A 13,429-nucleotide genomic window follows, 5' to 3' on the forward strand; every position below is an offset into this window, starting at 1 on the left:
AAACATTATGGCACACGAAGCACAGGTTCGTTATTCCAAGCTGGTTGACCTCAAGCTCCGGGCGACGCTGGTCAAGAAGGTCAGCGTCATCTGCAACAACCGCTATGAGGGCAGCCCCAAGGCCGGTTCCGTCAAAGTCCCCGTCCGTGACACCGAAGTCACTGTGAACGACTACAACAAGCAGACCGGCGCAGAGCTGACCGGCGGCGACACCACCTATCTCACCGTCAACATCGACAAGGACAAGGCCGTCAATGAGATCATCGACGGCTTCGACGCCGCCAGCGTCCCCGACGATCTGGTGGCTGACCGTCTGGACAGTGCCGGTTATTCGTTGGCGCTGCAGGTGGATTCCGACGGCTCTGCGGAGCTGACCACCGCAGGCACGGCCTTCGGCACCACCACCGCCCTGACCGAGAAGACCATCTACGGCAACGTCGTGGACGCCCGCACCAAGCTCTCCACCGTCCATGTCCCCACCGAGGGCCGCTGGCTGCTGGTCTCCCCCGAGATCTATGGTCTGCTGCTGAAGAGTCCCGAGTTCATCAAGGCATCTGACCTTGGCGATGCTGTCGTCCAGACCGGCGCTGTGGGCCGCATCGCAGGCTTCACCGTCTTTGAGGATTCTACCCTCGGCGAGAACGTGGAGTACATCGCCGGTCATCCCAACTGGTTTGCATTCATCGACGAGTGGGCCGTCCCCGTCCATGTGCAGGATCTCAATGGTTCCAGCAAGTACATCGGCGCGTCCGCAGTCAAGGGCCGCAAGGTCTACGCCTTCAAAGTCACCAAGCCCCAGACCATCCTCATCAAGAAGAAAGCGTGACCGAACCTCTCAGTCTGCCGACGGCAGCCAGCTCCCCTAACAGGGGAGCCTGAAAGGAGCTGATTTTTTTGAATTACTGCACCTATGACCAGTATGCAGCCGCCGGCGGCACGCTGGACGAAGCCGCCTTTGCCCCTTTGGCCGCACGGGCGTCCCGGCTCATCGACCGGATGACCTTTGGCCGGGCCGAGGGCCACGCCGCAGTGTGCGAAGGCTGTGCAGAGGCACTGGCGGACGCCTGCATCCAGATCATCGACGCAGCGAACGCCGTGCAGAGAGCCTGCACGCCGCCCGGCGCGTCCAGCGTCTCCAACGATGGCGTGTCCATGACCTTCACCTCCGGCGCACTGGCCGCACGGCTGGCGGCAGAGGCGGCGTACATCCTCGCCAACACACTGGGCAGCGACCCGCACAATCTGCTGTATCGGGGGTGTTTCTGATGCAGACGCCCGTCACCGTCGTCATGCTGCTGCATGACATTGCCACCGAAACAGACCGGCCGGTCTGCAAGGTGCTCACGGGGTGCAGCTGGCGGGAGACGCGCCGCACCTCGGCCTCCGGCGACCCCCAGAGGGTGGTGCATATCCGCCTCCCGCCTGCGCCGGGCTATCTGCCCTATCCCCAGTGGGCGCGCCTGACACCGGCAGAGAAAGCCGCACACTGGACGCTCAAGCGGGGCAGCAAGCTCCTCTGCGGCGCTGTCCGCAGCCTGACCGAGGCCGAATATGCCGCCCTCGAAAAAACGCACATCTGCTGTACGGTGGCGGATGTCTCGGACGACCGGGGCGTCCCGCTGCCGCATTTTCATGTGGAAGGGAGCTGACACCTCATGTCCAAGCCCATTTTTGACCAGCCCTACGGCCTGAAATATCAGGTGGACGGCATCCGGATGGAGCTGAGCTGGCGCCCCGACTTCGGCGCAGAAAAGACCGCTGCCCTGCAAAAGGCCCAGTTCGCCCTTGCGCAGGAGGCCGCGCGGCTCATCGACAGCTACGTTCCCTTCGACACCGGCCAGCTGAAAAACGGCGTCCAGACCGCTTCCAAGTACGACGAGGGCCTTTTGGTGTACAACACCCCTTACGCCCGAAAGCAGTATTACCTCCATGCCGAGGGCACCGACCTGCACACCTTCATGGGCAACAAAGAACGCGGGCAGGAAGCCGACAAGTACAAGGGTCTGCGCGGCTCCTACTGGGGCCAGCGGGCACTTGCCGATGTGGGCGAACATCTGGCCCTCTTCGGGGCCAAGGCCGTCACGACCTTCTGGGGAGGGATGGGCCACTTATGAGCGAGAAAGCCACCATCACGGCCATGCGGGAATGGCTCAAGACCTGCCCTCTCATCGCCGAGGAACAGGGCGAAAACGGCGCAGCCTTCCGCATTTCCGGCCTCTCGCCGGAGCCTGTGGCCGAGTTTTCCATCGAGGACAGCCCCACCGACCCGGTGACGGCTGTTTTCTTTTCCGGCCGCAACCTCGCCAAGAGCTACATCTTCGTTTCCCGCCGCGACTACAGCGAGGCCCAGAGCGTCCAGATCGCGAACAGCGGCTTTTTTGAGCAGCTGACCGAATGGGTGCTGGCCCAGAACGACCGGCATCATCTGCCCCGGCTGGATGGCCGCAAGGAAGCGCTGCGCGTTTCAGTGACGTCCAGCGGCTACATCGTCACGGCCAGCGCGGGCAGCTGTAAGATGCAGCTGCAGCTGCGGCTCGAATATTACCAGCCCAAGGGCTGAAACGAAAGGAGTTTTTCCTATGACTGTTACCGAAGCCGTCAAGCTGTCGGGCCTGACCCCCAGCGCCGACTATACCGGCGTGGAGACCACCGACGACTTCCTGCTGGCCGTCCAGACCGAGGCCAGCCAGACCGACGTGAAAAACTGGGTGGTCTGTGCCGACCACGTGCGGGAGCACAGCGGCGCACTGAACGCCTCCACCTCCGACAACACCTACATCCGCACCGGCCCTGTCACCACCAAAGGCAGTGTCCAGCGCACCCTCTCCATTCAGGGCGACCGCTACGTGGGCGATGCTTTTCAGGACTTTCTGCTCTCCCACAAGATCGCGTTCGGCTCCGGCCAGAGCGTGGTGGTGCCTTATGTTTACTTCTCTCTCCGCACCGGCAAGGGCGAGAAGGGCGAAGGCGCGCTCATCCTGACCAGCGATGTGGGCGGCAGCGCCGGCGCGAATGCCACCTTTGCCGCCGATTTCAAGGGCATCGGCACCCCGGCTGAGTTCGACTATAACACCGCCGTCGCGGGCTGAGAGAAAGGAGCACCGATAAATGCTGATCCATGGACAGGAATTTGATTTTTCGCTTCTGAACGCCAACGACCTCGACCGTCTGGAGGACGCACTGGACGAGATGACCCGGGAGAGTGAAGCTGAGAATGAGCGCTGTGAGAGGGAAAACGTCCGCCTGGGCGACCGTCTCCGCGCACAGGCCCGCGTTTCCATGCGCGGCCTCGACAAGATCCTGGGCGCAGGGGCATCCGCCCGTCTGGGGCTGAACGAAAACGATGTCAGCCGTCTGTACGACGTCCTCGACGAGATCACGCAGGCAGCCGCTGCCGAAAAGGCGCGGTATTCCCGCCCGGCGGCCGTCCCCCAGAACCGCGCCCAGCGCCGGGCTGAGAAGCGCCAGAAGGACAAGCACAAGCCGCCCGTGAGCTATCCGGCCCAGCCTGCCGCCGCCCAGATGGTCGAGCGGGTGGATAAGGCCACCCGCCGCAGACAGCTTCTGACCGAGCTGGCGGCTCTGGAAAATGGCTGACATCCTGCTGGACAACCTGCCCCGCACTTGGGCCGGCAGGCCCATCGACTGGGATTTCCGGCCTATGGTCTGGTTCAACGGGCAGTATCTCCGCCTTCCGGAGGACGAAAAGGGCCTGCCTGAGCTGGCCCGGGAAACCATGCGCCGGTTTTACCGCGTGGCCGTCCCGCCGGAGGAAGAGGTGGACGCTTTCAAGGCGCTGGTGGAGTTCTACACCGCAGGCCCGCAGGAGGTATCCGACCGCCCCGGCAGCAGCCGCACCGAGGAACTGGCGCTGGACTACGTCACCGACGGCCCCGCCATCGTGGCCGCGTTCCAGCAGGCATACGGCATCGATGTCACCCGGGCAAGGCTCCACTGGTGGCGGTTCAAGGCCCTCATGTCGAACCTGCCCGAGGAGACCCAGCTGGTGAAGATCATCGGGTTCCGGACGGCTGACCTCACGCAGTTTCAGGGCGAAGAGCGGGAGCGGCATGCCGAGCTGAAGGAACGCTTCGCTCTGCCCGCCGCCCTGCGGAAAGGATGCGGTCGCATTGTCACCCTGCAAGACCGCAACGAAGCCTTTGCGGCCCGCTTCCGGCGCTGACCGCGCCCCGGTGCTCTGCCCCCTGTGCGGCCGGCCTCTGCCGGTCTGGGCCATCCCGGAAGCCAGCGCCCGGGGCATCTGGGTCAAATGCAAGAACCCGGCCTGCCGCAAAGAAATCGAAATAAAACTCTAAGCCTGTGCCACTGTGCCTGCGCTCTTTTTCGTAAAGAGAGGTGGACACATTGGCCGCAGATTTTTCCATCACCGGCGAAGTAAAGCTCAACAGTGACCCGGCTGAGAAAGCCACGAGCAAGTGGACAGTGGCCGCAGGCCAGCTCATCGCGGACTTTGCCAAGAAAGCTGCATCCAGCCTGCAAAGCGTGGTCAAGAGCGGTCTGGACTACAACCGCAGCATGGAAAGCTATCTGACCAACTTCAAGGTCATGCTGGGCGACGAACAGCTTGCCGCCGAGAAGCTGGAAGAGATACGCCGGATGGCCGCAAGCACGCCCTTCTCCCTGTCCGACCTGACCGAGGGAACCCAGACCCTCTTACAGTTCGGCGTCGCGGCGGACGACACCACCGGCGTACTGAAACGTCTGGGTGATATTTCGCTGGGCAACGCGGACAAGCTCCAGACCCTCGTGCGGGCTTACGGCAAGATGTCCTCGGCCCAGAAGGTCACGCTGGAAAACGTCAACATGATGATCGACGCGGGCTTCAACCCGCTCAATCAGATCTGCGACGCCACCGGCGAGAGCATGAGCGCCCTCTACAAGCGCATCTCGGACGGCAAGGTCAGCTTCAATGAGCTGGAAGCCGCCGTGGCTGCTGCCACCAGCGAGGGCGGGCAGTTCTACAACGGTATGCTGGAAGCCAGCCAGACCTTCAACGGGCGGCTGTCTACCCTGAAGGACAACGTAGCCGCCCTGACGGGTGAGCTGACCAGCGGGCTTTTCTCGGCTCTCGGGGACATCATCGTCAAGGCAAACGAGCTGGTCGTCTCCATCACCGAGGACGACAGCAAGATGGCCGCGCTCAAGGAGACCATCGGCATCCTGACGGCTGCGGTCGTGGCCGTCACGGCGGCAGTGCTGAGCTATAAGGCGACCGTGGCAGCAGCTACAGCTATCACGGCGCTGCATACCACTGCCACCACCGCGATGGCTGCGGCCCATAAAGCTGCCGCCGCAGGAGCTACCGGTCTGCAAGTGGCACAGGCGGCATTGAATACCGTGCTTTCGGCCAATCCCATCGGGCTTGTGGTGGCCGCTCTGGCCGCTTTGGCTGCGGGGCTGGTGACTGCCTACCACACCAGCGAGACCTTCCGCTCCGCAGTCGATTCAGCATTTTCGGCCATTCAAAAGACAGCCTCGAATGTCATCGGTTCGGTGGTGGACTGGATCAATGAGCTGGTGGCCCGCATCAAGGGTGCAGCCGCCGCTCTGGGCTCTCTGAAAAACGGCCTCGGTGCAGCAAAAGATGCCTACAACGAGGCTTATTCCGACTCTATCGGCAGCTATCAGCAGTCGAAAAGAGATAAGGCAAGCCAGAACCGCCTCGACAAGCACAACGAGCGGGTCGCACAGTCTCAAGCCGACGCGGCCAGCAGTTTCGGCTCTTCCGGCGCGGCGGCATCTGCCACCGTTGCGGCCGCTGCGGCCACCTCTGCCGCCAAGAGCACAAAACAGGCTACGGCGGACATCATCAAGTCCGTCAGCGACACCACCACCGCAATCAAGGACGGCGTGACCACCACGACCGAGACTGTCACCGAAACGCTGTCCAACGGCACGACCCAGCAGAAGCAGACCATCACCTCCACCAGCCGCCAGATGGTAGACGGCGTCCTCAAGGACGTAAAGACCGTGGAGACCATCGCGGCGGACGGCAAGCGGACGGTCAGCCAGACCATGGAGACCGTCCGTGATGTGGTGAACACCGTGACGGCCACCACCACGGCCCTCGCGGACGGCATCAAGACCACGACCGAGACCGTCACCAAGACGCTGGCAGACGGCACCACAGAACAGCAGCAGGTCATCACCCAGACGCAGGACAAGGTCATCGACGGGGCGCTCCGCACGGTGGAGACCGTCAAGACCATCGCCGCCGACGGCACCGAGCAGGTGGCCGAGACCATCAAGGACAGCGCCGCCAAGACACTGGACGGCCTGTGGAGCGAGATAAAGGACCGGGCCAGCGAGGGCGTGCTGGGCACCGTCGATACCCTGTGGAGCGCCGTCAAATCCGGCGACTGGGTGGGCATCGGCAAGTGGGCGGCATCCGCCCTCTACTCGGGCCTGACCGCTGACCAGAAGCAGCAGCTCACAAGCTACGCCCTGAGCCTCGTGGACACCCTGAACGGCGTTCTCGGGGACGCGGCGGGCAGTCTGGCGCAGACGGCGTGGAACCTCGGGCAGTCCCTCTTTGACGGCATCACCGGCAGGTTCGGCGACATCTCCTCCATGGCCGTCAAGATGGGCGGCACCCTGAAAAGCGTGTTCGGCACCCTCAAGGCCCCGCTGGCCGCTGCGGCCAAGGCCATCAGCGCCGGCCTCTCCGGCGGTCTGCTGAGTATGTTCCCGGCCATCTATGCGGGCTTCGCCGGCATGATCGGCACCATCGGCGCAGCCGTCGAAGGGATGCTGGCCGCCATCAGCGCGGCCCTTACCTCCACCCTCTTCGGCATCCCGGCAGGCCTCGTGGTGGCCGCTGCCGCTGTCGCTCTGGGCGTCGCCATCGCGGCCATCGTGTCCAAGCTGGGCGGAAGCCACAGCAGTTCCGGCGGTTCTGGCGGCAGCGGCGGGGGGGGGGGCGGCAGCTCCGGCCTCGACCTCGACACCCCCAGCATCACCGACGGGTCGAACAAGCTGACGGACACCATCGACGCCAACACCGCAAAGCTTACTGAAATAAACAAGTCCCTCGCCAAGCTGGTCAAGAGCGCAAACGCCCTTGTCCTCAGCGACAACATGGCCGTGAGCAGCCGGGTGGCAGCATCCGGCACGGCACAGGTCGCCGCTGCGGCCAGAAGCTACCGCGAGGGCGAGGGCAACACCAACATCACCCAGAACATCTACTCCAAGGCCCACACAGCCGCCGACCTTCAGCGCGAAGCGCGCTGGGAGGCCGACCGCGCAAAGGCACAGAGCCGCTGAAAGGAGGCCATCCACCCGTGCGCAAAGACCATCTCCGATTAGTCACCGACGCCGGGGCATCCCTCGACCTCGGGTGGGACTACGGCATCCCCTATCAGATCGACAACCTCTCGGGCGTGGACGTCACCCTCAAGACGGCGCAGGGCGTCAACCAGCAGGGTGTGACGGTAGAGGGGCAGAGCGTCGAAGGCGTGGCCCACGAGGTCATCGCGGACTTCTGGGGGCCGGACGGGGAGGCGCAGGCTGACCGCTTTTTGCAGCTGCTGCCCTTCTTCACCTCAGGCACGGCCTATTTCGGGGACAAATACTTCTCCCGGTTTTTCCTGCAAAAGACCCCCTACACCGTCCAGCTCCACCCATACCCCCGTCTGGACTTCATGCTCTACCGCCCGAAGCCCTACTGGTACAGCCTCGAGAGCCAGAACGCCGTCATGGGCGGCTTCGTACCCCAGTTCCGCTTCCCGCTCTGCTACGACAGCCACCGGTACAGCGAGTGGCGGCAGAGCTACTTCCTCAACGTGCGCAACCCTGGTGCGCTGCCGGTGCCTTTCACCGCGAAGCTCCGCTCCTCGGGTATCGTGGTCAACCCCGCCATCCGCAACAGCACCACCGGGGAGCACATCGGCTTTGACACCACCCTGAACAAGGGGGACGTGCTGGAGATCTACCGCACCACCACCGACCGTCTGGCCGTCAAGCTCATCTCCGGCGGCGTGGAGACCAACGCCTTCGCCCTGCTGGACGAGGACAGCGACCTCATGGAGCTGCACCCCGGCGATAACGTCCTCACCGCCGACGCCGCCAGCGGCAGGGAGGGCTTGCAGGCGTCCATCTCCTTCTACCCGATGGTGGTGGGCATCCTGCCGGAGGTGTTGGTATGACATTCGACGTCTTGGATGAAACGACCCTCGCCCGCCTCGGGAATATCGACGTATGGGTGTCGGTGTACTGGGATGAGCCCTACAACTCCGAAGGCAGCTTCACTCTGGAAGTCCGCCCCACCGAGGAGAACCTCTCGCTCCTGCGGGAGGGCCGCTGGCTCGTCCGCACCGACGCCGCGACCCGTGTACCCATGCGCATCTGTCACCGGAGCAACGAGAACGAGGACGCCAACCTCGTCGTCACCGGCTACCCGGCCACGTGGATCTACACCAAGCGGGTCAGCGTGGCTGCCGTGAAAAACGAGAACGCCGAGGCTGCCATGCTAGCCCTCGCCAAGTCTGCCGCCCCGTGGCCCCGGCTGGAGGTGGCCGAGCCGAAGGGCTTTGACACCACTTTTGAGCAGCAGACCTCGGGGAATACCCTCTTCGACTACTTCAAAACGGTGGGTGCAGCCTGCGACCTGGGCTTCCGGGTCATCCTCATAGGTAAAAACAGTGCGAAAAAACTCGTGTTCGAGGTCTGGCGGCCTACTGCCGACCCCAACAACCGCTTTTCGACCAAGTGGGGCAGTTTACAAGAGGCCAGTTGGGCCTTCGGCGACGGCAGCTATGCCAACGTGGCCCTCGTGCTGGGGGCGGGCGAGGGCAAAGACCGGGCCATGGTCTGGGCGGGCGACACCGATGCTGCCGGTGCGGAGCGCCGGGAGATGATCATCGACGCCCGGGACGTCCAGCCCGAGGACAGCGAGACGAATACCAGCGCCAGCTACCTCAAAAGGCTGGCCGACCGGGGCGCGTCGAAGCTCCTCGAACAGCTCCGCACCGGCAGCATCGAGATGACGCTGGACGCCGACGGCCTCGAGCCGGGGGACGTCTGCTTCTGCTCTCTGCCGGATCTCGGCTACAAGGCCACCGTCCGGGTGGCCGACATCATCATTCAGAGCCAGACCGACGGCACCACCCGCACCGCGCGGCTGGGTACACCCGTCTGGCACAAGATCTAGGAGGCGATAGCTTGAGCTCCCCCGGAATTATTACCTACCCGCTGGGCGGCATCACCTATGACGCCGAGGATGCTGCGGCCTACTTTGCCGGGCGCACCAGCGGCGTTTACAGCACCGACATCGATTTCGCGGTGGCCGCTGCCGCCGATGGCAGTACCGACCTCACCGTCAGCGCGGGGCAGGCGTGGATGCACGTCAGTCGGTGGGTGGGCCTCAGCGTCACCATGCGGGAGGCCCAGACCCTCACGCTGCCCCTCGCGGACAGCGCTCTGCCCCGCATCGACCGCGTCGTGCTCCGGTATGACGCTACCAGCCGCAACACCTCGCTGCAAGTGCTGCAGGGCGCGCCGTCCTCCGAGCCGGCAGGCCCGGACCTCTCCCGCACCGAGATGGTCTATGACCTCTGCCTCGCCGAGGTCTCCCGCCCGGCGGGCCAGACGGCCCTGACCGCCGCCAACCTCACCGACACCCGGGCGGACGAGGCCCTGTGCGGCCTGATGCGGGACGGCGTCACCGGCATCCCCATGGACGAGCTGGGCCGGCAGGCGCTGGCGAAAGCCAAAGAGACGGCGGCTCTCTGCGACAGCCTGCTGGCCAGCTACACCGGCGGCTATCTGGGCATCTGGCCGGTGACCCTGACGGCGGACAGCTGGGCCGAATGCACCGACGTACCCGGCTACGCCTACAAGCAGACGGCAGAGCTGCGGGCAGCGAGAGAGGCAAACGTCCCCTCCGCCGTACCCACCCCGGAGACCTTCACCGTGGCGGTGGCGGCGGGCCTCGCGGGCGTCTGCGAGACCGGGGCGGGTACTGTCACCTTCTGGGCCGAGAACGTCCCGGAGGGGGACATCCAGATGCAGGTGAGCCTGCTGGGCCAAATCGCCGACAGCAGCACCGAGACCGACGACACCAGCACTCTGGGTGACACCACCCTGGGCGATATGACCTTATAACGGAGGTGCAGCATGAAGTATACCAAACATCACTTTTCCAGCGGCATGAAGATCAACCTTGCCGACGTGCTCAACCGTCTGGAGGACGGCATCGCAGCCGCCTGCGGCGCGGCGGTGGAGGGAATCGGCAGCGTGACCACCGGCGACACACCCGCCGCCGGCATCCGGGACGGCAAGCTCTGCCTGACTCTGCCGCGCGGTGAACCCGGCCCGCAGGGCGACCCCGGCGAGGGCCTGAGTGACAACGCCAAGGCCCTGCTGCTCTCCCTGTTGGCCGGCACGGCCCCCGACAGGGACGCCTCCCTCGCCGCCCTGCGGGCAGAGTGGGGCGTGGCCGACAGGAGCACGGACACCGAGACCGCCGCTGCCGCCCCCGGCGCTGCCGGGGCAGACACAGAGGCCGCCTCCGCCGAAAGGGGGGCTTGAGGATGGCGCTGGGAAGTGTGGCTGTCAGCGGCGGCATGAGCAAAAAAGAGAAAGAGAGGATGATGTACATGGACGGGAAGTTAGTTTGGAGTGCGGCCATGGGCGCTTCCAGCGGTATGAGCACCACTGCCCCGGCAGAGGTGGACTATATCGTGGTGAAGCCTATGGCTTTGGCTTTTACAAGTTCTATCGCTTACTCGCAGCAAAAAACGGCACGGGTTGCCCGAGGAGGCTCAGGTCATGTATCGTGGATGCAACATTCAAGGTACAACAGTTCGATAGCGTCCAGCAATTATGCAAAGGTCACATTTTCAGCCGAGGGAAACATCAGCATTTATTATCCGCAGGATAACAGTGATGACTACTGCACTGTCGAGGGCTACCACTACTACTGACCCCGCCGCAACAAAAAGCAGCCCCGGGGTGGGGGCTGCTGGGAGAAACCATATTTACTTTGCTGACACAGGAACAAACTCCAGTTTTATTTTCATTCCCATTCCCGCTGCAAGGCGCTGGAGAGTACGGAGCGAAGGGTTTGCGTTGCCCCGCTCCAGCTTGCTGATGTCGGTCTGTGCTATGCCTGTACGCTCAGAGAGCTGCTTCTGAGTCAGACCACTCTCCTTCCGAGCCTTCAGGATGGCCTCGATGACTGTAAATTCGGGGTCGAGGGCATCCCATTCTGCCTTAAACTCGGGGTCTTTCATCTGTTCGGCAAGAAATTCATTGAAATTGCTCATCTGTGTTTCTCCTTTCGGGTGAGGTAATCGGCACGGTACATTTTTGCCAGCTCGATCTCGGCTGGCGGTGTTTTCTGAGTCTTCTTTACAAAACCGTTGGTCAGAATGACCTTTTTGCCGACCACAAAGAAGTAGAGGACTCGGGTAATGTCAGAGCCAAATTTGGTGCGTATCTCAAAAATCCCATCGTCCAGCGCCTTGGAGTATGGCTCTCTCAGAAAAGGCCCTTCTGCGCCGAGAAGTGACACGGTGCGCAAGACCTTGGCTTGCATCTTTTTGTCGAGGTTCAAGATGAAATCCTTAGCCGGTTCTGTTCCATCAGGCCGGTTATAGAACTCAATTTCATACTCCTGCACATCTTCGCATCCTTTCATAGAGGATTTATCCTATAAACATTATAGTGGATATATTCTCTATTGTCAAGAAAAAGTTAAAAAGAAAGGTCGTGTTCTCTATCGCTATCAAAGAATATTCCATGTCCCGGGACTCCACCCGGCAGCTCTCACCCAGCTTCCGGGTGCGGGAGTTTGCCTGCAAGGGCAGCGATGTCGTGCTCCTCGACGAGGAGCTTGTGGTGCTGCTCCAGTGCATCCGGGAGCACTTCGGAAAGCCAGTACATATCACCAGCGGCTACCGCACTGCCGCCCACAATGCCGCCGTGGGCGGCAGCAAGTCGAGCCAGCACCTTCTGGGCCGGGCGGCAGACTTTTACGTTGAGGGCGTGGACGTGGCCACCGTGGCCGCCTACGCCGAGACCCTGCTGCCCTCCCGGGGCGGCATCGGGCGCTACCCGAAGGACGCAAATCACCCCACCCGCAAGACCGGCTGGGTGCATATCGACACCCGGGCGAATAAGAGCCGGTGGAGTATGTAAAGGAGTGAAGAAAATGAAGGATACCATTTGCACCGCGATCGGCATCATCGGCGGGGTTATCGCCTCGCTGTTTGGCGGCTGGGACACTGCCCTGCAGACGCTGGTCATCTTTATGGCCATCGACTACATCACCGGTCTGGTGGTGGCGGGCGTGTTCCACGTCAGCCCCAAGACCAAGACCGGCGCGCTGGAAAGTAAGGCTGGCTGGAAGGGCCTCATCCGCAAGGGCGAGACGTTGCTCATCGTGCTGGTGGCCTGCCAACTGGATACCATCATCGGCGGCAGCTTCGTCCGCGATGCGGCGATCATCGGCTTTTCGGCCAACGAGGCCATCTCCATCGTCGAGAATGCCGGCCTGATGGGTCTGCCCATCCCCGCAGCCATCACCAAGGCCATCGACATTCTCAAGCAGCGGGCCGAGACGCCCGAGAAAGGCAAGGACTGACATGAAAAAGAAGATCTCCGCCGGTACTTTGACCCGCACTGCTGTGCTGGGCCTCGCCCTGGCAAATCAGCTGCTCAGCGCAGCGGGTAAGCCTTTGCTGCCCATCGACAATGCCCAGCTTGAGCAGATGATCTCTACTGGGGTTACCGTCGGTGCTGCGCTGGCCGCATGGTGGAAGAACAACAGCTTCACCCCTGAGGCCATCGAGGCAGATGCATTCATGGCGAGGATGAAGAAGAGCGTGCATTGAGCTGTCGCCCCTAACTGCATAACATGACAACGCCCCCGCCTCGGAGAACATCCGAAGCAGGGGCTCTTTATTTATTCTTTCATCATGGCAAGTATGAGCCGCATTTCTTCCGTTGCAGCTTGAATCTCGCCGCAGAGCTGTTCGACCTCTGCGACGCAGCTGACCAAATCAAGTGTCTTGATATATTCGATTTTTCGCCCTATATCCGAGAATTTTTGTCCAACACAACCCAGCTGTTCTTCCGGAAAGTTCATACATCCACCGTTCTGCCCTTTTTCTTAAACCGATTTCACAACAATTATCTATCACTTAATTCATTGAAAATTTTGTCAAAAAGCCTCAATTCTCGATTTTGAGCCACCTCATGTTGCGGTTTTTGTTGCGGTTTTCTTCGTATGCGTCAGCTTAAATAAGAAAAAATCCTACAAATCAGTCAAATTTTGACGCTGATTTGTAGGATTTTTGGAGCTACTGATCCGATTCGAACGGACGACCTGCTCATTACGAGTGAGCTGCTCTACCGGCTGAGCCACAGTAGCACATTGCGATCTCTGCAACGTGTGATATTTTACCAT

At 62.2% G+C, this 13,429-nt stretch carries 20 protein-coding genes and 1 tRNA gene; 17 read left to right on the plus strand and 4 right to left on the minus strand.

Annotated elements, in window-relative coordinates:
- The first annotated feature begins 7 nt into the window (after positions 1-7).
- The 14 genes from F3G95_RS00945 to F3G95_RS01010 all read left to right on the plus strand — a co-directional run bounded on the left by F3G95_RS00945 (position 8) and on the right by F3G95_RS01010 (position 10,943).
- Positions 8-826 (plus strand): hypothetical protein, encoded by an 819-nt coding sequence (locus F3G95_RS00945; RefSeq protein ID WP_149793409.1) that lies wholly within the window; start codon positions 8-10, stop codon positions 824-826.
- 68 nt (positions 827-894) lie between these two features.
- Positions 895-1,266, plus strand: a complete 372-nt coding sequence (locus tag F3G95_RS00950) for a hypothetical protein (RefSeq protein ID WP_149793410.1) — start codon at positions 895-897, stop codon at positions 1,264-1,266.
- Entirely contained in the window at positions 1,266-1,649 is a 384-nt protein-coding gene (locus F3G95_RS00955; protein WP_149793411.1) for a hypothetical protein, read from the plus strand. The genes F3G95_RS00950 and F3G95_RS00955 overlap by 1 nt, the downstream gene beginning before the upstream one ends.
- Positions 1,650-1,655: 6 nt before the next feature.
- A complete protein-coding gene (locus F3G95_RS00960; protein ID WP_149793412.1) occupies positions 1,656-2,114 on the plus strand; it encodes a minor capsid protein in 459 nt (152 codons plus the stop codon).
- On the plus strand, positions 2,111-2,560 hold the full coding sequence (locus F3G95_RS00965) for a hypothetical protein (protein ID WP_149793413.1): 450 nt from the start codon (positions 2,111-2,113) through the stop codon (positions 2,558-2,560). The genes F3G95_RS00960 and F3G95_RS00965 overlap by 4 nt, the downstream gene beginning before the upstream one ends.
- A gap of 19 nt (positions 2,561-2,579) precedes the next feature.
- The gene (locus tag F3G95_RS00970; RefSeq protein WP_149793414.1) at positions 2,580-3,089 is read left to right on the plus strand and encodes a hypothetical protein; all 510 of its coding nucleotides are present in this window, start codon (positions 2,580-2,582) and stop codon (positions 3,087-3,089) included.
- Between the two features lie 19 nt (positions 3,090-3,108).
- Positions 3,109-3,597, plus strand: coding sequence for a hypothetical protein (locus F3G95_RS00975; protein ID WP_149793415.1), 489 nt, complete (start codon positions 3,109-3,111; stop codon positions 3,595-3,597).
- Positions 3,590-4,183, plus strand: coding sequence for a Gp15 family bacteriophage protein (locus F3G95_RS00980; RefSeq protein ID WP_149793416.1), 594 nt, complete (start codon positions 3,590-3,592; stop codon positions 4,181-4,183). The genes F3G95_RS00975 and F3G95_RS00980 overlap by 8 nt, the downstream gene beginning before the upstream one ends.
- Before the next feature lie 182 nt (positions 4,184-4,365).
- Positions 4,366-7,284, plus strand: a complete 2,919-nt coding sequence (locus tag F3G95_RS00985; RefSeq protein ID WP_149793417.1) for a tape measure protein — start codon at positions 4,366-4,368, stop codon at positions 7,282-7,284.
- Positions 7,285-7,301: 17 nt separating this feature from the next.
- Positions 7,302-8,165 carry a phage tail domain-containing protein gene (locus tag F3G95_RS00990; protein ID WP_149793418.1) on the plus strand — a complete coding sequence of 288 codons (864 nt, stop codon included), beginning with the start codon at positions 7,302-7,304 and terminating at the stop codon, positions 8,163-8,165.
- On the plus strand, positions 8,162-9,169 hold the full coding sequence (locus F3G95_RS00995) for a siphovirus ReqiPepy6 Gp37-like family protein (protein ID WP_149793419.1): 1,008 nt from the start codon (positions 8,162-8,164) through the stop codon (positions 9,167-9,169). The genes F3G95_RS00990 and F3G95_RS00995 overlap by 4 nt, the downstream gene beginning before the upstream one ends.
- An 11-nt stretch (positions 9,170-9,180) precedes the next feature.
- Complete coding sequence (locus F3G95_RS01000; RefSeq protein WP_149793420.1) at positions 9,181-10,122, plus strand: hypothetical protein; 942 nt, start codon at positions 9,181-9,183, stop codon at positions 10,120-10,122.
- 12 nt (positions 10,123-10,134) lie between these two features.
- Positions 10,135-10,548 (plus strand): hypothetical protein, encoded by a 414-nt coding sequence (locus F3G95_RS01005; protein ID WP_149793421.1) that lies wholly within the window; start codon positions 10,135-10,137, stop codon positions 10,546-10,548.
- Positions 10,549-10,550: 2 nt separating this feature from the next.
- Positions 10,551-10,943, plus strand: a complete 393-nt coding sequence (locus F3G95_RS01010; protein ID WP_149793422.1) for a hypothetical protein — start codon at positions 10,551-10,553, stop codon at positions 10,941-10,943.
- Between the two features lie 54 nt (positions 10,944-10,997).
- Here F3G95_RS01010 and F3G95_RS01015 read toward each other — a convergent pair whose 3' ends face one another.
- Together F3G95_RS01015 and F3G95_RS01020 are read right to left on the minus strand one after the other, a co-directional pair.
- A complete protein-coding gene (locus tag F3G95_RS01015; protein WP_149793423.1) occupies positions 10,998-11,285 on the minus strand; it encodes a helix-turn-helix transcriptional regulator in 288 nt (95 codons plus the stop codon).
- Positions 11,282-11,641: a type II toxin-antitoxin system RelE/ParE family toxin gene (locus F3G95_RS01020; RefSeq protein WP_243130231.1), complete on the minus strand. Its 360-nt coding sequence runs from the start codon at positions 11,639-11,641 to the stop codon at positions 11,282-11,284. Before F3G95_RS01020 ends, F3G95_RS01015 begins: the two co-directional genes overlap by 4 nt.
- Before the next feature lie 98 nt (positions 11,642-11,739).
- Here F3G95_RS01020 and F3G95_RS01025 point away from each other — a divergent pair, with 98 nt between their 5' ends.
- Genes F3G95_RS01025 through F3G95_RS01035 form a run of 3 tightly spaced genes read left to right on the plus strand, consistent with a single transcriptional unit; the run spans position 11,740 to position 12,854 of the window.
- Complete coding sequence (locus F3G95_RS01025) at positions 11,740-12,159, plus strand: D-Ala-D-Ala carboxypeptidase family metallohydrolase (protein WP_149793505.1); 420 nt, start codon at positions 11,740-11,742, stop codon at positions 12,157-12,159.
- A 13-nt stretch (positions 12,160-12,172) separates the two neighbouring features.
- Entirely contained in the window at positions 12,173-12,604 is a 432-nt protein-coding gene (locus tag F3G95_RS01030) for a phage holin family protein (protein ID WP_149793425.1), read from the plus strand.
- 1 nt (position 12,605) lies between these two features.
- Positions 12,606-12,854: a phage holin gene (locus F3G95_RS01035; protein ID WP_149793426.1), complete on the plus strand. Its 249-nt coding sequence runs from the start codon at positions 12,606-12,608 to the stop codon at positions 12,852-12,854.
- Between the two features lie 71 nt (positions 12,855-12,925).
- Here F3G95_RS01035 and F3G95_RS01040 read toward each other — a convergent pair whose 3' ends face one another.
- Positions 12,926-13,108 (minus strand): hypothetical protein, encoded by a 183-nt coding sequence (locus F3G95_RS01040; protein ID WP_149793427.1) that lies wholly within the window; start codon positions 13,106-13,108, stop codon positions 12,926-12,928.
- Between the two features lie 209 nt (positions 13,109-13,317).
- Positions 13,318-13,393, minus strand: a tRNA-Thr gene (locus tag F3G95_RS01045).
- Positions 13,394-13,429 lie beyond the last annotated feature (36 nt).

This window comes from Faecalibacterium sp. Marseille-P9312, assembly GCF_902497445.1.
Lineage (GTDB): Bacteria > Bacillota > Clostridia > Oscillospirales > Ruminococcaceae > Faecalibacterium > Faecalibacterium longum.